Raw genomic sequence first — 17,654 nt, forward strand, 5'->3', positions numbered from 1 at the left:
CATGGATATGCAGCCCAATTCCGCATTCTCCTGGACGAAGTCCTCGTACTCGGGCGGTAACGGCGCCTGCGTCGAAATCGCCGTGCCGACCGCCGAAGCCATGGCGGTCCGCGACTCGAAGGACCCCGAAGGCCCGCGCCTCACCTTCGACAACTCCGCCTGGAACACCTTCGTTTCGGACGTTGCCGGCGGCACGTTCGACCTGGCCTGATCCGGACACCACCGCAGCATCGCAGTACCGCAGAAACGGGCCCTCTCGACTGGATCGCCGTCCCGGCCGAGGGGGCTCGCCCCTGTCCGCTCAACGCAGTTCGGACACATACCGGTCGGTCCCGGGGACGGTCGGGATGAAGGGCGCCACCAGCTCGACCCGGCCCCGCCCGGACGCGGCGACCTCCGCGCCCAGACCGGCGAAGCCGTCGCCCCAGACCTGACGCGGGTCCTCCTGGAGAAACCACAGCAGCGTCAGCCGGGTGTCGACACCCTCGACCTGCCGCACGTACGCCATCCGGTCGGCGGGCAGCGGCGTCGGCCGGAAGACGGTGACCATCGCCGCCGCCGAGCCCGCGAGCCGCCGCGGCAGATGGCTCTCCCGCAGCCACGCCAGCAACTCGGCCCGCTGCTCGGGGCCGTCCGCGTCGATCACCTCCAGGACAAGACCGGCATACGGGTGGTCCAGCGCGTGGAAGTCCCGCGGGCCCGCCGCGCCGTCCCGGTAGACCGTCGCCTCGTGGTCCTGGAAGGCCGTGAAGACGTGCGTACGCGCCTGGTGGACGCGGTCGTCGCGGTTGAGGCGGGTGTTGATGCCGACGGTCCAGCGCATGTGGTCGTCGTAGCGCCCCTCGGTGATCCAGTAGGTGGTCAGGTAGCAGCCGGCCGTGACGGGGCGGGCGACGGCCGAGTCCGCCGGGTAGCGCAGCAGTTGCAGGTCGCGGGTGGCGACCCAGCGGCGGCCCGCGAAGAGCCACGGCATCGCCATCGCGCCGGCGATGTAGTGGTCGTCCTCGTACCAGCGGTTGTAGGCGCGCTCCTGGCCCGGATGCGGTTCGACCATGGTGATCAGCGCATGGCCGGGGTGCACGCCGTAGGGGCCGACGGCGGCCAGTTCGCCGTAGGTCTCGCTGCGGGTGGCCCCGTCCGGGTCCGGTGCGGCGTCGCGGAGGTTCCCGTTTCCGGTCATGACGACAGGTGTAGCTGACGTAACGTCAGAAAGGGAGGGGTGGGGGGCGGACGCTCACCATGCGGGCGCCCCTGCGCACGCGGGGATCGGCGCTTAGGGTCTGCGTCATCTGAAGCCGGCGCGGGTCAACCGCGTAGGAGCGATGGGAGTCGCCATGACGGACAGTCCCCTGACCCCGGGTTTTACCCCCGCCCCCGGCCTCGCCGCGCGTGCGGCGCGGACCGGCAGTTCGCCCGTGCGCGACATCCTGGCGCTCACCGCCCGCCCCGAGGTCATCTCGTTCGCCGGCGGGCTGCCCGCGCCCGAACTGTTCGACGCCGCGGGGATAGCCGCCGCCTTCCAGCACGTACTGGCCGAGCAGCCGCAGCGCGCCCTCCAGTACTCGCCGACCGACGGCGATCCCGGCCTGCGCGCCACGATCGCGGCGCGCACCACCGCGCGGGGGCTGCCGACGGACGCCGGCGACCTGCTGGTGACCACCGGTTCCCAGCAGGGGCTCTCGCTGCTGGCGACGGCCCTCCTGGAGCCGGATGACGTGGTGCTCGTCGAGGACCCCTGCTACCTGGCCGCGCTCCAGATCTTCTCGCTCGCGGGCGCCCGGGTGGTGCCGGTGCCCACCGACGACGAGGGTCTTGATCCGGCGGCGCTGGACGAGATCGCCGCGCGCGAGAACCCCAAGCTGCTGTACCTCGTGCCGACCTTCCAGAACCCGACCGGCCGGACGCTGTCCGCCGGGCGCCGGGCCGCGGTGGCCTCCGTCGCGGCGCGTCGGGGCCTGTGGATCGTGGAGGACGACCCGTACAGCGAGCTGCGGTTCGACGGCGACGCGGTGCCGTGGGTCGCGTCCTTCCCCGGCGCCGAGGACCGCACCGCGCTGCTCGGCTCGTTCTCCAAGGTGATGGCGCCCGGCCTGCGCCTCGGCTGGCTGCGCGCGCCCGCCGCCCTGCGGCCCGCCTGCGTCATCGCCAAACAGGCCGCCGATCTGCACACCTCGACCGTCGACCAGGCGGCTGCCGCACGGTACTTGGCGACCGCGGACCTCGACGGCCACCTGGCGCGGGTGCGCGGCGCGTACCGGGCACGGCGGGACGCGCTGCTCGGCGGCCTCGGCGCGGCGCTGCCCGCGGGCTCGCGCTGGAACCACCCGGCGGGCGGCATGTTCGTGTGGGCGACGCTGCCGGGCGGGTACGACGCGGGTGCGCTGCTGCCCGATGTGGTGCGCCACGACGTCGCGTACGTCCCGGGTGCGCCGTTCTACGCGGGCCCGCCGGACCTCACGGCCGTCCGGCTGTCGTTCGTGACGCACTCCCCCGACGAGATCCGCGAGGGCCTGGACCGGCTGGGCACGGCGCTGCGCGGGGCCCGCCAGGCGGGCTGAGGAGGGCGGGGCGCGGCCCGCCCCGCCGCATCCCGGACAGCGCCAACTGCGGTATGTCGTGCGCCCCTTGGTCTTCCACGCGCCTCTTCCGGGCGGGGAATGCGCCTTCCGGCGGGGCCCGGGTGTGCCGGACAATGTGCGCACCCGGGGCCTCTCCAGGAGGCCGCACTCCCAGGAGGCCGGATGGGCACGTCCGCGGACGACCCGGCGCAGCGCCGGGCGGACGACGAACCGATCAACGCCACGGATCACACCACCCCTGACGCCGGCGGGCCCGGCGCCCCCGAGGGCGGCAGCGCCTCGCTCGGACACCGCGCCTGGACCCGGATACGGGCCGTGGGCCACTGGCTGCGCACGCACGCACGGCACACCCTGGTGGTGGGCGTGGTGACCGCCGTCGTCGGCGCGCTCGCCCCCATCGTGCTCCCCCCGCTCTTCGCCGACCCGCCGCCCGCCTGCCCCGGTGCCGGCTGCGACGGCAAGAGCCCCAAGGGTCAGTGCTCGGCCGACGCCACCACCTGGACGCCGACGGACGGCAATCCGGTGCGGCTGCACCTGCGGTACAGCCCGTCCTGCGGGGCGGTCTGGGGCCGGATCATCAACGGCGAGCCGGGCGACATGGTGACCATCCAGGTGACCGGCGGCTCGTCGCGCAGCGCCTCCATCGACTACAACCACGACAAGTTCACGGACATGGCGACGGTCGGCAAGACCTTCCACGTCCGGCTCTGCGCGGTGCCGTCGACGAGTCCGAACCGCACCGGCAAGTGGGTCAGGTACTGCTACGAGGCGACGGAGCGCTCCGCCTGGGAGTGATCCCGTGCCGGTCTCTCTGGCCATTCCACTGCCACGGCCCTACCCTGACGGATCGTCAGTTACGGACCGGGCCGGGAGGCGCGCATGCTGCTGCGGGACAAGACCGTCGTCGTCTCGGGTGTCGGGGCGGGGCTCGGCCACCAGGTGGCGGCGGCCTGCGTGCGGGACGGCGCGCGGGTGGTCATGGGGGCCCGCACGGAGGCGAAGCTCGCCGGGTCGGCGGCGCTGATCGACCCTTCGGGCACCCGGACGGCGTGGCGGGTGACGGACATCGGGGACGAGGCGCGGTGCGCGGAGCTGGCGGCGCTCGCCGTGGAGCGGTTCGGCGGTATCGACGCGGTGATCCATGTGGCGGCGCTGGACACGCACTTCGGGGGCCTGCGGGACGCGGACTTCGAGGCGTGGTGCCGGGTCGTGGACACCAATCTGTTCGGCACGCTGCGGATGACCCGCGCCTGCCTGCCGGGCCTCATGGCGCGGGGCGGCGGGTCGGTCGTGATGATCGGCACCCAGTCGTCGCTCGCCGCCCCCTCCCAGGTGCGGCAGACCGCCTACGCCGCGTCCAAGGGCGGTCTGGTCTCGGCCATGTACGCACTGGCGCGGGAGCTGGGTCCTGACCGTATCCGGGTCAACACGGTGCAGCCGGGCTGGATGTGGGGGCCTCCGGTCGAGGCGTACGTCCGGCACACCGCGGCGGCCGACGGGGTGCCGGAGTCCGAGGTGCTGGGGCGGCTCACCGAGCGGATGGCGCTGCCCGAACTCGCGACGGACGCGGACGTGGCGGACACCGCGGTCTTCCTGGCATCCGACCGGGCGCGCGCCATCACCGGCCAGTCGCTGCTGGTCAACGCGGGCGAGCTGATGCGGTAGCGGTCGGCCGCGCGCCGGCGTGCGACGGCCGCTCCCTTCCCCCTTTCCTGCCCCCCACGCGCGCCCTGCGCAGGGATCCCGCTCCCGTGCGGCGTACGCGTGGTGTGGGTGGCTGCTGGGTGTTCGGGCTCGTGGCGCCCGGCGAAGTGTCCGCACATCGTGGGTGCGGCGTCCGGGACGGGACAACGGCCCGTGGAGTCAAGAGACGGCAAAATCGTTCGCTTTGCTGATCCTGGTTCATATCCATGACCCTGCGTCCCCTTGACCGGCCCGCGCGGCGGACGGTTCAATCCCCGAAGTCCCCACTCCCGCACGGGGATACCGCCCCACAGGACGTCACGGCGAAGTGATCCACGTTCACATGGCGGACCCCTGGAGGGGGCATGAACAGTCTCGACTGGGCCGTGCTCATCGGCTACTTCGGCGTCATGATCGCGATCGGCGTGTGGTCGCACAAGCGCGTCGACGACGTCAGCGACTTCTTCACCGCCGGCGGCAAGATGCCGTGGTGGCTGTCCGGCATCTCCCACCACATGTCCGGCTACAGCGCGGTGATGTTCACCGGTTACGCCGGCATCTCCTACCAGTACGGCATCACCTCCTACGTCACCTGGTCCTTCCCCATCGCCGTCGGCATCGCCATCGGCGCCCAGCTGTTCGCCGGGCGGCTCAACCGGCTGCGGTCACGGCTGCACGTGGCCTCGCCGCTGGAATACCTCAAGAGCCGCTACAACCTGCCCACGCAGCAGGCGCTCGCCTGGTCAGGCGTGCTGCTGAAGATCGTGGACGTCGGCGCCAAGTGGGCGGCCATCGCCACCCTGTTGTCCGTGTTCACCGGCATGTCCCTCAACCAGGGCATCCTCATCACGGGCGTGATCACCGGCATCTACTGCACCGTCGGCGGTCTGTGGGCGGACGCGCTCACCGAACTGGGCCAGTTCGTCATCCAGTTGCTGGCCGGCGTGGCGATGCTGGTCACCGTCATGGGCGAACTGGGCGGCTTCAGCTCGCTGTGGACCGTGTGGGACAGGCTGCCGGCCGGCCACACCGAGCCCACCGTCGGCCCGTACACGCTGACCTTCCTGCTGGCCTACCTCTTCATCAAGACCTTCGAGTACAGCGGCGGCATGTGGAACCAGGCCCAGCGCTACATGGCCACCCGCGACGCCCGGCAGGCCAAGCGCTCGGCCCGGCTCTCGGCGGCGCTGTGGTTCGTCTGGCCCGCGGTCCTCTTCTTCCCGATGTGGGTCGCCCCGCTGCTGGTCAAGGCCGAGAAGCCGGACGCGTCCGACGCGTACGCGCTGCTGACCGAACGGCTGCTGCCGCACGGCCTGCTGGGGCTCGTGGTCGTCGGCTTCTTCTCGCACACGATGGCCATGTGCTCATCCGACGCCAACGCCATCTCCGCGGTCTTCACCCGCGACATCGCACCCGCCCTGCCCAAGATCGGCGTACGGGCCCGCAGTTGGTCCCACCGGGCCGGGCTGCTGGCCGCGCGGCTGTCGACGGTCGCGTTCCTGGCGCTGTCCATGGCCATAGCGACGCAGGTCAACTCGCCGACGTTCAAGGACATCATCACCGTCGTCATCAAGTGGGTCGCCGGTCTCGTCGGGCCGATCTCCATCCCGTTCCTGCTCGGGATGTTGCGGGCCTGCCGCAGGTCGGGGCCGACGGCCGCGCTGGTCTCCTGGGCGGCAGGACTCTTCGCCTTCTGGCTGACGAACTACGGGATGAGCGGGCTCCAGCTCCAGATCCAGATCGTCGCGCCGGTCGCCACCTCGCTGGTCCTGTACCTCCTCATCGGCCTGCTCAAGCCCGAGGACACACCGGAACGGGACGCGGTGCTGGCCCGCATCAACTCCGACGACGACGGGGAAAGCGCTGGCGGGGCGGCGCTGCCGATCCCCGGGCAGGGGGCCGCGGGGGACGAGGACGGGGTGCCACGGTCCGTCTGACGGCGGCGGGCGCGGCGCCCGGCCGCGGCTACGGCTACGCGCGCGGGTAGCGGGCGAGCCAGCCGGGCGCCGAGCCCGCGGGCCCGTGCAGGGCGGGCCCCTGGGTCATCTCCAGGGCGAAGTCGTCGGCGAGCTGGAGGATCGTGTCGCGGCCCTCCAGCTCGACCAGCCACACCGGCGGCAGGGCCGTCTCGCCGTGCAGCGTGCCGAGGATGTTGCCGCAGATCGCGCCGGTCGAGTCGCTGTCGCCGCCGTGGTTGACGGCCAGCAGCAGGCCGTGCCTGATGTCCTCGGCCACCAGCGCGCAGTAGACGCCGATCGACAGCGCCTCATCGGCCGTCCAGCCCTCGCCCAGCGACTCCACCCTGGCCGGTGTCGGCATGCCCTGCCGTACGGCGCCGAGCGCCCGCTTGAGCGCGTCGGTGGTCTCCTCGTGGCCGGGGCGGGTGCCCAGGTGCACCAGGGCCTTCTGCACGGCGCTGTCGAGGTCGTCGCCGCGGGCCAGCGCGTGGCTGATCACCGCGAAGGCGCCGGCCGCCAGATAGCCGGTGGGGTGGCCGTGGGTCTGCGCCGCGCACTCGACGGCGAGCTGGAAGACCAGCTGCGGCTCCCAGCCCACCAGCAGGCCGAACGGCGCGGAGCGCATCACGGCGCCGCAGCCCTTGGATTCGGGATTCTTGGGCTTGTCGAGGGTGCCCATGACGTCGTCGCCGAGGCCGCTGAGGCAGGCACGGCCCGGCGCCCGGCGCGCGTACAGCCACTCCTCGCGGGCCAGCCAGCCGTCCTCCTCCTTGCGCTCGTCCGGGCCCCAGTCGCGCTGGGTGGCCGCCCACCGCAGATAGGCGCGGTGCACATCGGTGGGCGGATGCCAGGCGCCGGTGTCCCGGCGCACCTGGGCCCGGATCAGGCCGTCGACGGTGAACAGGGTCATCTGGGTGTCGTCGGTGACCGCGCCGCGCCGCCCGAAGGCCGGGACGAAGTCCGTCACACCCTCCTGGCCGTGCGCCTCCCGGATCACGTCCAGCGCGTCGAATTCGATTCCCGCGCCGAGTGCGTCGCCGATCGCGCCGCCGAGCAGACAGCCGCGTACCCGGCTGCGGAAGTCCTGCTGCTCGGCGCGGCCCCAGATGGCGGTATTGCCTGCCGCTGCGTTCACTGCGTGTCCCTCCCGAAGCCCCACGTCGCCCGTCCTGGGCCGTACGGGCCCTCTGGCGCAGCACTGTAATCGACCGGGAATGATCGTCTCCGGGGCAGGAACATAATGCGAGGAGTCGCACATCAGATGGCTTTTGACCGGGCAGATCACGATCGGTACGAGACGCCCGGCACCGCCCGACCACCCAGGGGAGAACCACCGATGACCATGCAGTGCGCCGTTCTCGACGACTACCAGGACATCGCCGGATCCCTGGCCGACTGGTCGCTCCTGGACGGCTCCGTGGACGTCCGTACGCTGCACACGCCCTTCCACTCCGAGGACGCGGTGGCCGCGGCCATCGGCGACTGCGAGATCGTGGTGGCGATGCGCGAGCGCACCCCGTTCCCCGCCTCGCTGCTCGCCCGGCTCCCCCGGCTGCGGCTGCTGATCACCTCCGGGATGCGCAACGCCGCCATCGACCTCGACGCGGCGGCCCGGCACGGCGTCACCGTCTGCGGCACGGACAGCAACAGCCAGCCGGCTGCCGAGCTGACCTGGGCGCTGCTGCTGGGGCTCGCCAGGAACGTCGTCACGGAAAGCGCCGCGATCCAGACCGGCGGCCCCTGGCAGAGCACCATCGGTGCCGATCTGCACGGCCGCACGCTCGGCCTGCTGGGGCTCGGCAAGATCGGCAGCCAGGTCGCCAGGGTCGGCCTGGCCTTCGGCATGGACGTCATCGCCTGGAGCCGGAACCTCACCGCCGAACGGGCCGCGGAACAGGGCGTGCGCGCCACCGCCACCAAGGAGGAGCTGCTGGAGAGCAGCGACTTCGTCTCCGTCCACCTGGTCCTGGGCGACCGCACCCGCGGGCTGCTGGGCGCCGCCGACCTCCACCGGATGCGGCGCACCGCCTACCTGGTCAACACCTCCCGGGCGGCGATCGTCGACCGGACGGCGCTGCTGCGGGCGCTGCGCGAGAACTGGATCGCCGGCGCGGGCCTCGACGTCTTCGAGCAGGAGCCGCTGCCCGCCGACGACCCGCTGCGCACCCTCCCCAACGTGCTGGCCCTGCCGCACCTCGGCTACGTCACCCGGCGCAACTACGAGGGGTACTTCCAGCAGGCCGTCGAGAACATCCAGGCGTTCCTCGCGGGCAGCCCCGTGCGCCGGCTGGGCTGAGCCGCGCCCGGCCCGGCCCCGCTCGCGTTCTTCCGTACGCGACGATGCCGGGGCCGCGGGGCTGGGCATGCTCTCCCCATGTCCGAGTACGAGTGGGACCGCACCACGAGGGCCGTCGTCGCCTCCGCGCTCGCCGGTGACAGTGACGGCGCGGTGGAACTCCTCCGTCCGCTGCCGCAGCGCGATCTCTGCCACATAGCGGTCCGGCTGGCCGCCATGACCGCCGACGCGCTGATCAGCGCGGCCCGGGACACCGGCGGCGACCGCGCCGATGCCCTGTCGCAGTGGCAGCGCTCCATCCTCCGGCACGAGGCGGAGCACGACGGCGGCCAGGGGCCGGGCGCCCCCTAAAGGCGCCCGGCCGCTTCCAGGGCTACTCCAGGACCGGCAGCAGCTCCGGGAGATGGCCGTCGGACGACAGGGCGGCCGACTGCCGTTCCTCGGGCACCGGGCCGTAGCCGGTCGTACGGGGCCTGGCCGGGCGGCCCGCCAGGTCGGCGATGGCGATCAGGTCCTGGATGGAGCGGTACGAGCCGTAACTGGAGCCCGCCATCCGGGAGATGGTCTCCTCCATCAGCGTCCCGCCCAGGTCGTTGGCGCCGGAGCGGAGCATCTCGGCCGCGCCTTCGGTGCCCAGCTTGACCCAGCTGGTCTGGATGTTGGGGATGTGCGGGTGGAGCAGCAGCCTGGCCATGGCCGTCACGGCGCGGTTGTCGCGGGTGGTGGGACCGGGGCGGGAGATGCCCGCGAGGTAGACGGGGGCGTTGGTGTGGATGAAGGGGAGGGTGACGAACTCCGTGAATCCCTCGACGCCCTTCTCCAGCGCGGACTGCTGGATCTGCGCCAGCAGCCGGAGGTGGCCGAGCCAGTGGCGGGGCTGGTCGACGTGGCCGTACATCATCGTCGATGACGAGCGGATGCCCAGCTCGTGGGCGGTCTTGATGACCTCGACCCATGTGGCGGTCGGCAGCTTGCCCTTGGTGAGGACCCAGCGGACCTCGTCGTCCAGGATCTCGGCGGCGGTGCCGGGGATGGAGTCGAGACCGGCTTCCTTGGCCGCGGTCAGCCACTCGCGGATGGACATCCCCGTACGCGTCGCGCCGTTGACGACCTCCATGGGCGAGAAGGCGTGGACGTGCATCCCCGGGACGCGTTCCTTGACGGCGCGCGCGATGTCGAAGTAGGCGGTGCCGGGCAGGTCCGGGTGGATGCCGCCCTGCATGCAGACCTCCACCGCGCCGACGTCCCACGCCTGTTCGGCGCGGTCGGCGACCTGGGAGAGGGACAGGGTGTAGGCGTCGGCGTCGGTGCGGCGCTGGGCGAAGGCGCAGAAACGGCAGCCGGTGTAGCAGACGTTGGTGAAGTTGATGTTCCTGGTGACGATGTAGGTGACGTCGTCGCCGACGGTGGCGCGGCGCAGGTCGTCGGCGATGGTGCACAGGGCGTCCAGGGCCGGGCCGTCCGCGTGCAGCAGCGCCAGCGCCTCGGCGTCGCTGAGCTCGGTGGGGTCGTCGGCCGCCTGCGACAGGGCCTGGCGTACGTCGGTGTCGATGCGGGACGGGACCATCCCGGGGGCCGCGGCCTCGCGCAGCGCCTCCCAGTCGCCGTAGACCTCGTCGAAGTCGTTGCGGCGGTCGCCGGTGCGGCCTTCGGTGTCGATGGTGCGGTGCAGGTCCGTACGGCCCGTACCGGCCATCGAGAAGCCCTCGTCGGGCTCCTGCCAGGGGCGGCCCACCACGGGGGCGTCCTCGACGGCCAGGCCCGTCTCCGGGTCGGCGAGGGCGCGGACGTGCGGCAGCAGGCGGGGGTCGAGCCAGGGCTCGCCGCGTTGGAGGAACTCGGGGTAGATGGTGAGCCGTTCGCGCAGCGTGAAGCCGGCGGCACCGGTCCGCTCCGCCAGTTCGTCGATGTGCGGCCAGGGGCGCTCGGGGTTGACGTGGTCCGGGGTCAGCGGCGAGACGCCGCCCCAGTCGTCGATGCCGGCGCCGATCAGCAGCGCGTACTCGGCGTCGACGAGATTCGGCGGCGCCTGGATGCGGGCGGACGGGCCGAGGATGTGGCGGGTGACGGCGATGGCCGCGGCCAGCTCCTCCAGTTCGGCGTCGGGCATCCCGCGCATCGCCGTGTCCGGCTTGGCGCGGAAGTTCTGCACGATGACTTCCTGGATGCCGTGGTAGGCGCGGGCCGTCTTGCGGAGCGCGAAGACCGAGTCGGCCCGCTCCTCGTAGGTCTCGCCGATGCCGATCAGGATGCCGGTGGTGAAAGGGACGTTGGAGCGCCCGGCGTCCTCCAGGACGCGCAGCCGTACGGCCGGGTCCTTGTCGGGCGAGCCGTAGTGCGGGCCGCCCGGCTCGCTCCACAGGCCCGTCGCCGTCGTCTCCAGCATCATGCCCATGGAGGGCGCGACGGGCTTGAGGCGCTGGAGGTCCGTCCAGGTCAGCACACCGGGGTTGAGGTGCGGCAGCAGGCCGGTCTCCTCCAGGACGCGGATGGCCATGGCGCGGACGTAGGAGATCGTGTCGTCGTAGCCGTGCGCCTCCAGCCACTCGCGGGCCTCGGGCCAGCGGTCCTCGGGGCGGTCGCCGAGCGTGAACAGCGCTTCCTTGCAGCCCATTTCGGCACCCTTGCGGGCGATGTCCAGCACCTCGTCGGGCGAGAGGTACATGCCGTGGCCTGCCCTGCGCAGCTTGCCGGGGACGGTGACGAAGGTGCAGTAGTGGCACTTGTCCCGGCACAGCCGGGTCAGCGGGATGAAGACCTTGCGCGAGTACGTGATGACACCCGGCCTGCCCGCCGCCTCAAGGCCGGCGTCCCGCACCCGGGCTGCGGAGGCGCACAGGTCCTTGAGGTCGTCGCCGCGGGCCTGGAGCAGCACCGCGGCCTCGCCGACGTCCAGCGCCACACCGTCGCGGGCGCGCCGCAGCGCGCGGCGCATCGCGTTCGCGGTGGGCCGCTCGGAACGGTTCGTTCCGTCGCCCGCCGACGGGTCGGCTTCTCGGTCGGATCCCTGGTCAGGTACCTGCGCGCTGGAAGTCATCCCCCGAGCATACGAGCGGCATCCGACAGTCGGACGAGCGCGCTTACAAACTTGTCAGCAACTCCTCCGAGTACTTACGCGTAATGAACTCCATGGCGTGGCCGTCCGGGTCGTCGATGTACACGCCACGGCCACCGTCGAGGTGGTTGATCTCCTGCGGTCCTGCGTGCCGGGGCCCGGCCCAATAAGCCAGCTGCTGCTCCTGGATGCGGCCGAATATCCCGTCGAACTCGTCCTCCGTCACCAGGAACGCGTAGTGCGTGGGCACGAATGCGCGCCCGGCGGCGACGTGCTCGGCGAAGTCGAGCACCACACCGTTGTCGAGGGTGAGGGCCGCGAACGGGCCGTACGCCTGCGGTTCGGGGGCGTCGAGCAGCCCGGCGAGGAAGCGGGCGGAGGCGAAGCGGTCGGTGCTGTGCACGATCGTGTGGTCGAGTTGCGGCATGGTCTGCTCCTTGGACCTGCGTCGTCGGCCGCGCTCTGCGGCCTGCGGTCCGCGGCCCCGCGCGGCCGGCCCGTACCGGCCCCTGCGCGCTGCGACGGCCCGCAATAACGACGTTACGGCGGGCGGGCGCCGCCGCGGATCGGTCTGCGGTCCCCACCTCGTGCGAGGCGCCGTACGCCGTTGGTCTTAGGGCGCCGCCGCGTTCCGCCGCCTGCTCGCCGAGTGACGTGTCACAGATACTGCGCGTAGTCGTCCAGCGTGCGCAGCACCTCAGCCTCGTCGGCCGGGGGCAGTTGCAGCACCACCTCGTCGATGCCCAACTCCCGGTAGTAGGCGAGCTTCCCGGGCGTCGGGAGGACCGCGAACGGCACCACGACGGGCTCGCCCGGCCGCCCGGCGTCCGTCCAGGCGGCGCGCAGCGCGGGCAGCGTCCCGGTCAGGCCGCGCCCGCCGATCGGCAGCCAGCCGTCGGCGTAGGCGGTGACGTGCGAGAAGAGCTTGGGGCCCGCGGCGCCGCCGACCAGGGTGCGGGGCGCACCGCCGCCCGGCTTGGGATGCGCGTACGACGCCCGTACGGAGCCGAACGCGCCCTCGTGGGCGGTGGGTTCGTCGGCCCACAGGGCCCGCATCAGCGCCATCCGGTCGCGCGTCAGCTCCCGCCGGGTCGACCAGGTCACCCCGTGGTCGGCGGCTTCCTCGACGTTCCAGCCGAAGCCGACACCCAGGGTGAAGCGACCGCCCGAGAGGAAGTCGAGGGTGGCGATCCGCTTGGCGAGGTCGACCGGGTCGTGCTGGGCGACGAGGGTGATTCCGGTGCCCAGGCGCAGCCGTTCGGTGACGGCGGCTGCCTGGCCGAGCGCGACGAACGGGTCGAGGGTGCGGCCGTACTCCCGCGGCAGCGGCTCGCCCATGGGCGCGGGGGTGTCCCGGCTCACCGGGATGTGGGTGTGTTCGGGGAGATAGAGACCGTCGAAGCCGCGCTGTTCCAGCTCCTGGGCGAGCCGTACGGGCCGGATCGTCTCGTCGGTCAGGAAGATCGTGGTCGCGATCCGCATGCCGCGCGCACCTCCGCGTGAAGGGTGTGGGTGACCGCATGTTGCCCTACCGTCCACGGGTTATCCACAGCCCTTTCCCTCCGTGTCACACCCGCGTACAACAGTTTTCACGCGGGGATACACGGCGATGTGCGGGGGCGGAAATGGAACGGCGCGAGGTACTGAAATGGCCGGCGGTTGCGGGGGCGGCGGGCGCGCTTACGCTCGGTCCTGTGAGCTTCGCCGACGCGGCGGCGGACGCCGGGCGCGGGGCGGGTGACAGCCGGACCCGCAAGGTCAGCGGGCGGCTGCCTCCGGGTGTGCCTGACTACGTCTACGTTCCCGTCGAAGTGCCGCCCGGCGTACGGGAGATCGCCGTCTCCTACACCTACGACAGACCCGCGGTCCCGGACGGCACGGTCGGCAACGCCTGTGACATCGGCATCTTCGACGAGCGCGGTACGGCTCCGGGCGGCGCCGGGTTCCGGGGCTGGTCGGGCGGGGCGCGCACGGAGTTCTTCCTGCGCGCCGACGACGCCACCCCCGGCTATCTGCCGGGCCCGGTGCGCCCCGGCCGCTGGCACGTCGCCCTCGGCCCGTACACCATCGCCCCGCAGGGCCTGGCGTACGAGATCACCGTCACGCTGCGGTACGGCCCTCCGGGGCACACCACCGCGCCGGTGTATCCGCCCGAGCGTGCCCGGGGCCGTGGCCGTGCCTGGTACCGGGGGGACAGCCATCTGCACTCGGTGCATTCCGACGGCGGGCGCACCCCGGCCGAGATCGCCGCGCTGGCCCGCGCCGCCGGTCTCGACTTCCTCAACACCTCGGAGCACAACACCACGTCGTCGCACCGCGCCTGGGCCGGTCTGTGGGGCGACGACCTGCTGGTCCTCACCGGCGAAGAGATCACCACCCGCACCGGTCACGTCGTGGCCATGGGCACCGACCCCGGCGCGTTCATCGACTGGCGCTACCGCGCGCGTGACCACACCTTCGGACGCTACGCGCGGGCCATCCGCCGGGCCGGCGGCCTGGTCATACCGGCGCATCCGCACGCGACCTGCATCGGCTGCGGCTGGCAGTTCGGGCTGGCCGACGCCGACGCGGTGGAGGTGTGGAACGGCCCGCACACCCCCGATGACGACATCGCCCTCGCGGAGTGGGACGGCATGCTGGCCGCGCACACCCGCGGCGAGCGCGCCGGCTGGCTGCCCGCGGTGGGGCACAGCGACGCGCACCGCGATCCCGATGTGGTCGGCCTGCCGCAGACCGTCGTGCTGGCCGACGACCTGTCCCGGCGAGCGCTCCAGGACGGCATACGGGCGGGCCGGGTCTGGATAGCCGAGTCCGCCGCCGTCGACCTGGCGTTCTCCGTCAGCGGGCCGCGCGGGGAACACGCCGGGATCGGCGAGCGGCTGGCCCTCCCCGGTACGACGCCCGTCGCCGTCCGCCTCACCGTGTCCGGCGCTCAGGGCTGCACGGTCACCCTCCACACCGACCAGGGAGTGCTGCACACCGCCCCGCTGCCGCCGTCCGGTTCCGGCACGGTCGACTGGTCCACCACACCCGACCGCGCCGCCTACGTACGGGCCGAGATACGCCACCCGGCGACCACTGACGGCCTGCCGGGCCGACCGGCGGCGCTGACCAACCCGGTGTTCCTGGGCCGGGGTTGACGACCGTCGTCGCACCGCCCCGCCCATCGCGGGCCCGCGCCGGAATATCCGCAGGTGGCCGCCGGTTACGCCTCATCACGTCCGCCCTACCGAGGAGATTGCCGATGCGCGCTCTTGTTGTCGACCACGCCGCACCCGGACGGCTCGCCCTGGGTACCGTCGCCGACCCGGTGCCTGGCCCCGACGAGGTCCTGGTGCGCACCACCGCGATCTCGATCAACTACGGCGAACTCCCCACGAACACCGGCGCCGCCGAGGGCGTGGTGCCCGGCTGGGACGCCGCAGGTGTGGTCGAGCGGTCGGCGTCCGGCGGGCGCGGCCCGCAGCCCGGCGACCGGGTCGTCACCCGCGGGCGCAGCGGCGGCTGGGCCGAGCTGCGCGCCGTCCACGTCGACGAACTCGCCGTGCTCCCCGACGCCGTCGGCTTCACCACGGCCGCAGCCCTTCCGGTGGCCGGCGTGACGGCGCTCCAGGCGCTGCGGGCGGTGGGGGTGCGGCCCGGTCTGCGGGTGGTCGTCACCGGTGCGTCCGGCGGCGTCGGCAGGTTCGCCGTACAGCTGGCCCGTCTCGCGGGCGCCGAGGTCTACGCGCTGGTCGGCAGCGCGGCCCGCGGCGAGGGCCTGGCGGCGCTGGGTGCCGACCACGTCCTGACCGGCGCCGCGGAGATCGAGGGGCCGGTGGACGCGGTGCTGGACAACGTCGGCGGGCCGCTGCTCTCGGAGCTGCTGGGGCACCTCGCCCCGGAGGGCGTCGTGGCGTCCGTCGGCACCGCCTCCGGGCAGCCGACCCCGATCCACCCCTACCAACTGGTCCCCAACCGGCTCACGTTGCGCGGCGTCAAGCTCGGTGAGGGCATCGGCCATGACCTCGCCCACCTCGTGCAGTTGGTCGCGGACGGCCGTCTCGACGCGAGCGTGGACCGGGTCGCTGACTGGTCCGAAGCGGGCGAGCTGGCCACCGCTCTGGTGAACCGCGAGGTGCGCGGCAAGGCGGTTCTCACGCTCGGCTGACCGCCGGCCCGTCGGCCCGTAGGCCCGTTCACCGGGCCGGCGGGCGACCGGACGACCGGGCTGCCGGGCTGCCGGACGACCGGACGGCCAAGGCCCTCACCAGGCCGCCCGCCGCCGTGCTCCGCTACTCGGCCACCACCAGGGCGGGAGTGGACCGCGTCAGGACCTCGCCGCGGAAGAAGGCCGGACTGCGGCGCCGCATCACCAGCATGATGACGAGGCCGATGAGCAGCAGTCCGACGCCGATGACGAAGACCGAGCCGACGCCGAGCACGGAACTGCCCGAGCCGTAGGCGGGGTTCCACATGTCGATCAGCGTCTTGCCGAAGACCGCCGTCAGCAAGGCGCCGCCGAGTACCGGGAAGACGCCCTTGAAGAGCAGGTCGCGGGCAGAGTTGCGCAGGTCGCGGCGGAAGAACCAGGCGCAGGCGAAGGCCGTGATCGCGTAGTAGAAGCAGATCATGAGGCCCAGCGCGTAGATCGTGTCGATCAGGACGTTCTGGCTGAGGAAGCTCATCACGGCGTAGAAGACGCCGGTGGCGGCGCCGGCCGCGAGGGTGGCCCGGCCCGGGGAGCGGAACCGCGGGTGGATCTTCGCGAAGGACGCGGGCAGCGCTTCGTAGGCGCTCATCGCCAGGACGGTGCGGGCCACCGGGATGAAGGTGGTCTGGAGGCTGGCGGCTGCGGAGGCGAGGACCGCGACGAACAGCAGCACGCCGAGCACGGTGCCCATGACCGGGTCGGCGAGCGCGGCGAAGACGTTGTCGGCGGTGTCCGGGTTGCCGAGTCCTGGGCCCTTGTCGCCGACGCCGGAGAACATCTGAGAGGCGACGGCGGTGAGCAGGTAGGAGCCGATGAGCACCAGCATGGCCAGGAGGGCCGCGCGGCCCGGGGTCTTCGCGCTGCCCGCGGTCTCCTCGTTGACCGTCAGGCAGGCGTCCCAGCCCCAGAACATGAAGATCGAGAGCGAAAGACCGGCGGTGAAGGCGGAGAAGGACTGCACGGCGAACGGGTCGAGCCAGGTCCAGGAGAAGTCGATGGAGCCCGCGAAGGTGCCGGAGCGTGCCTTGACGACGGCCATCACGACGAAGACGGCGAGCACCGCCAACTGGAGCCCGACCAGGGCGTACTGGACGCCTTTGGTGGCGGTCATCCCGCGGTAGCTGATGGCCGTGGCGGCGGCGATGAAGACCAGGCAGGTCAGGACGTGCGCGGCCTTGTTGCCGTCCAGGTCGGCGACGGTCTGGCTGCCGGTGAGTTCGCCGAGCAGGAGGTAGAAGAAGGAGGTGGCGACGCCGGCGAGGTTGGAGAGCACGATGATCGTCGCGATCACCAGGCCCCAGCCGCACATCCAGCCGATGCGCGGGCCGAACGCCTTGACCGTCCAGGTGAAGGACGTGCCGCAGTCCGGGACCGCCTTGTTCAGCTCGCGGTAGGCGAAGGCGACCAGCAGCATCGGCAGGAATCCGGCGAGGAAGACGGCCGGCATCTGCAGGCCGACCTCGCCGACGGTCGGGCCGAGGGTCGAGGTGAGGCAGTAGACCGGCGCGACCGTCGAGACGCCGATGACCGCGCTGCCGAGCAGGCCGACGGAGTTGCCGCTCAGGCCCTTGCTGCGGGTGTCACCACCGGTGGCGCCGACGCTCGTTACCGTGTCTCCGGTCTGGGGCCGGGGGTCTACCTGAACCATGAACAGGACGTTAAGTGCTGCTGTTTCCGCATCCGGAGGATCGGACTCCGACACGGATGCCTTCACTATGAATGCGAATCAGCGGCATCACTCAATGAACACAATGAACTTAACTCAACCCACCTTCGACTTCATGGACCCCCGGCCACCCTTCCGCATTGCGGGAACCGCAGCCCTGCCCGATTTGCCCGTTCCGAAAATTTCCCGTCCGTTTTTCTGACGGCCCGTCCCCGCTCTCGGTCC

At 72.2% G+C, this 17,654-nt stretch carries 15 protein-coding genes; 9 read left to right on the forward strand and 6 right to left on the reverse strand.

Annotated elements, in window-relative coordinates; genetic code table 11:
• Position 1: 1 nt before the first annotated feature.
• A complete protein-coding gene (locus ACGFNI_RS13575; protein ID WP_393683427.1) occupies positions 2-211 on the forward strand; it encodes a DUF397 domain-containing protein in 210 nt (69 codons plus the stop codon).
• 90 nt (positions 212-301) lie between these two features.
• On the opposite strand, the gene ACGFNI_RS13580 is transcribed toward ACGFNI_RS13575, so the two are convergent.
• Positions 302-1,180 carry a hypothetical protein gene (locus ACGFNI_RS13580; protein ID WP_393683428.1) on the reverse strand — a complete coding sequence of 293 codons (879 nt, stop codon included), beginning with the start codon at positions 1,178-1,180 and terminating at the stop codon, positions 302-304.
• 154 nt (positions 1,181-1,334) lie between these two features.
• Here ACGFNI_RS13580 and ACGFNI_RS13585 point away from each other — a divergent pair, with 154 nt between their 5' ends.
• The 4 genes from ACGFNI_RS13585 to ACGFNI_RS13600 all read left to right on the forward strand — a co-directional run bounded on the left by ACGFNI_RS13585 (position 1,335) and on the right by ACGFNI_RS13600 (position 6,199).
• Positions 1,335-2,558, forward strand: a complete 1,224-nt coding sequence (locus tag ACGFNI_RS13585; protein WP_393683430.1) for a PLP-dependent aminotransferase family protein — start codon at positions 1,335-1,337, stop codon at positions 2,556-2,558.
• A 183-nt stretch (positions 2,559-2,741) separates the two neighbouring features.
• Positions 2,742-3,374 carry a DUF2690 domain-containing protein gene (locus ACGFNI_RS13590; RefSeq protein ID WP_393683432.1) on the forward strand — a complete coding sequence of 211 codons (633 nt, stop codon included), beginning with the start codon at positions 2,742-2,744 and terminating at the stop codon, positions 3,372-3,374.
• An 84-nt stretch (positions 3,375-3,458) separates the two neighbouring features.
• Entirely contained in the window at positions 3,459-4,244 is a 786-nt protein-coding gene (locus ACGFNI_RS13595) for an SDR family oxidoreductase (RefSeq protein WP_393683434.1), read from the forward strand.
• Between the two features lie 383 nt (positions 4,245-4,627).
• The gene (locus tag ACGFNI_RS13600; protein WP_393683436.1) at positions 4,628-6,199 is read left to right on the forward strand and encodes a sodium:solute symporter family protein; all 1,572 of its coding nucleotides are present in this window, start codon (positions 4,628-4,630) and stop codon (positions 6,197-6,199) included.
• A 34-nt stretch (positions 6,200-6,233) separates the two neighbouring features.
• On the opposite strand, the gene ACGFNI_RS13605 is transcribed toward ACGFNI_RS13600, so the two are convergent.
• A complete protein-coding gene (locus ACGFNI_RS13605; protein ID WP_393683438.1) occupies positions 6,234-7,355 on the reverse strand; it encodes an ADP-ribosylglycohydrolase family protein in 1,122 nt (373 codons plus the stop codon).
• Between the two features lie 201 nt (positions 7,356-7,556).
• Here ACGFNI_RS13605 and ACGFNI_RS13610 point away from each other — a divergent pair, with 201 nt between their 5' ends.
• A complete protein-coding gene (locus tag ACGFNI_RS13610; protein ID WP_393683440.1) occupies positions 7,557-8,516 on the forward strand; it encodes a D-2-hydroxyacid dehydrogenase family protein in 960 nt (319 codons plus the stop codon).
• A 78-nt stretch (positions 8,517-8,594) separates the two neighbouring features.
• Entirely contained in the window at positions 8,595-8,867 is a 273-nt protein-coding gene (locus ACGFNI_RS13615) for a hypothetical protein (RefSeq protein ID WP_393683442.1), read from the forward strand.
• Positions 8,868-8,889: 22 nt separating this feature from the next.
• On the opposite strand, the gene ACGFNI_RS13620 is transcribed toward ACGFNI_RS13615, so the two are convergent.
• The 3 genes from ACGFNI_RS13620 to ACGFNI_RS13630 form a co-directional block, all read right to left on the reverse strand.
• Positions 8,890-11,553 carry a bifunctional FO biosynthesis protein CofGH gene (locus ACGFNI_RS13620; protein ID WP_393683444.1) on the reverse strand — a complete coding sequence of 888 codons (2,664 nt, stop codon included), beginning with the start codon at positions 11,551-11,553 and terminating at the stop codon, positions 8,890-8,892.
• 43 nt (positions 11,554-11,596) lie between these two features.
• On the reverse strand, positions 11,597-11,998 hold the full coding sequence (locus ACGFNI_RS13625) for a VOC family protein (protein ID WP_393683446.1): 402 nt from the start codon (positions 11,996-11,998) through the stop codon (positions 11,597-11,599).
• A gap of 230 nt (positions 11,999-12,228) precedes the next feature.
• On the reverse strand, positions 12,229-13,053 hold the full coding sequence (locus ACGFNI_RS13630; RefSeq protein WP_393683448.1) for a TIGR03619 family F420-dependent LLM class oxidoreductase: 825 nt from the start codon (positions 13,051-13,053) through the stop codon (positions 12,229-12,231).
• 143 nt (positions 13,054-13,196) lie between these two features.
• Here ACGFNI_RS13630 and ACGFNI_RS13635 point away from each other — a divergent pair, with 143 nt between their 5' ends.
• Together ACGFNI_RS13635 and ACGFNI_RS13640 are read left to right on the forward strand one after the other, a co-directional pair.
• Complete coding sequence (locus ACGFNI_RS13635; protein ID WP_393683450.1) at positions 13,197-14,711, forward strand: CehA/McbA family metallohydrolase; 1,515 nt, start codon at positions 13,197-13,199, stop codon at positions 14,709-14,711.
• Between the two features lie 104 nt (positions 14,712-14,815).
• Positions 14,816-15,721 (forward strand): zinc-binding dehydrogenase, encoded by a 906-nt coding sequence (locus ACGFNI_RS13640; protein WP_393683452.1) that lies wholly within the window; start codon positions 14,816-14,818, stop codon positions 15,719-15,721.
• Between the two features lie 124 nt (positions 15,722-15,845).
• Here the strand turns inward: ACGFNI_RS13640 and ACGFNI_RS13645 are convergent, their stop codons facing one another.
• Complete coding sequence (locus ACGFNI_RS13645) at positions 15,846-17,411, reverse strand: APC family permease (protein WP_393683454.1); 1,566 nt, start codon at positions 17,409-17,411, stop codon at positions 15,846-15,848.
• Positions 17,412-17,654 lie beyond the last annotated feature (243 nt).

It is taken from the genome of Streptomyces sp. NPDC048644, from assembly GCF_043199105.1.
Lineage (GTDB): Bacteria > Actinomycetota > Actinomycetes > Streptomycetales > Streptomycetaceae > Streptomyces.

What these genes read in the sequence shown, in the direction of transcription:
- ACGFNI_RS13575 (WP_393683427.1), top strand. Translation starts at nt 2, where the DNA reads ATGGATATGCAGCCCAATTCCGCATTCTCCTGGACGAAGTCCTCGTAC.
- ACGFNI_RS13590 (WP_393683432.1), top strand. Translation starts at nt 2,742, where the DNA reads ATGGGCACGTCCGCGGACGACCCGGCGCAGCGCCGGGCGGACGACGAA.
- ACGFNI_RS13610 (WP_393683440.1), top strand. Translation starts at nt 7,557, where the DNA reads ATGACCATGCAGTGCGCCGTTCTCGACGACTACCAGGACATCGCCGGA.
- ACGFNI_RS13580 (WP_393683428.1), bottom strand. Translation starts at nt 1,180, where the DNA reads ATGACCGGAAACGGGAACCTCCGCGACGCCGCACCGGACCCGGACGGG.
- ACGFNI_RS13600 (WP_393683436.1), top strand. Translation starts at nt 4,628, where the DNA reads ATGAACAGTCTCGACTGGGCCGTGCTCATCGGCTACTTCGGCGTCATG.
- ACGFNI_RS13595 (WP_393683434.1), top strand. Translation starts at nt 3,459, where the DNA reads ATGCTGCTGCGGGACAAGACCGTCGTCGTCTCGGGTGTCGGGGCGGGG.
- ACGFNI_RS13625 (WP_393683446.1), bottom strand. Translation starts at nt 11,998, where the DNA reads ATGCCGCAACTCGACCACACGATCGTGCACAGCACCGACCGCTTCGCC.
- ACGFNI_RS13645 (WP_393683454.1), bottom strand. Translation starts at nt 17,411, where the DNA reads ATGGTTCAGGTAGACCCCCGGCCCCAGACCGGAGACACGGTAACGAGC.
- ACGFNI_RS13620 (WP_393683444.1), bottom strand. Translation starts at nt 11,553, where the DNA reads ATGACTTCCAGCGCGCAGGTACCTGACCAGGGATCCGACCGAGAAGCC.
- ACGFNI_RS13640 (WP_393683452.1), top strand. Translation starts at nt 14,816, where the DNA reads ATGCGCGCTCTTGTTGTCGACCACGCCGCACCCGGACGGCTCGCCCTG.
- ACGFNI_RS13635 (WP_393683450.1), top strand. Translation starts at nt 13,197, where the DNA reads ATGGAACGGCGCGAGGTACTGAAATGGCCGGCGGTTGCGGGGGCGGCG.
- ACGFNI_RS13585 (WP_393683430.1), top strand. Translation starts at nt 1,335, where the DNA reads ATGACGGACAGTCCCCTGACCCCGGGTTTTACCCCCGCCCCCGGCCTC.
- ACGFNI_RS13630 (WP_393683448.1), bottom strand. Translation starts at nt 13,053, where the DNA reads ATGCGGATCGCGACCACGATCTTCCTGACCGACGAGACGATCCGGCCC.
- ACGFNI_RS13615 (WP_393683442.1), top strand. Translation starts at nt 8,595, where the DNA reads ATGTCCGAGTACGAGTGGGACCGCACCACGAGGGCCGTCGTCGCCTCC.